Source organism: Priestia sp. SIMBA_032 (assembly GCF_046535215.1).
GTDB lineage: Bacteria > Bacillota > Bacilli > Bacillales > Bacillaceae_H > Priestia > Priestia aryabhattai.
The window spans coordinates 1-256 of the sequence record NZ_JAWRXD010001061.1 but is presented as its reverse complement, the minus strand read 5'-3'; the positions used below and the strand labels follow the sequence as shown (position 1 = coordinate 256).

At 68.0% G+C, this 256-nt stretch carries 1 protein-coding gene; it reads right to left on the bottom strand.

The features are described 5' to 3' along the window. Positions 1 to 256 (bottom strand): methylmalonyl-CoA mutase family protein (locus tag SB717_RS37605; protein ID WP_410908244.1); only part of this gene is annotated, 256 nt, incomplete at both ends.

The following is a 256-nucleotide window of genomic DNA, read 5'->3' as shown; positions in this document are numbered from 1 at the left end:
GCGGACCACGTTGTTGTAGGGGTCCTGCTCGGTCAGGCTGACGCCCGAGGTCTGGCAATGGGTGCGCAGCATCAGCGACTTCGGGTCCTTCGGCGCGAACTCCTTCGCCATGAGGTCGGCCCACAGCACCCGGGCGGCGCGCAGCTTGGCGACCTCCATGAAGAAGTTCATGCCGATGGCGAAGAAGAAGGACAGGCGCGGCGCGAAGGCGTCCACGTCGAGCCCGCGCGAGCGCGCCGCGCGCACGTATTCCAGC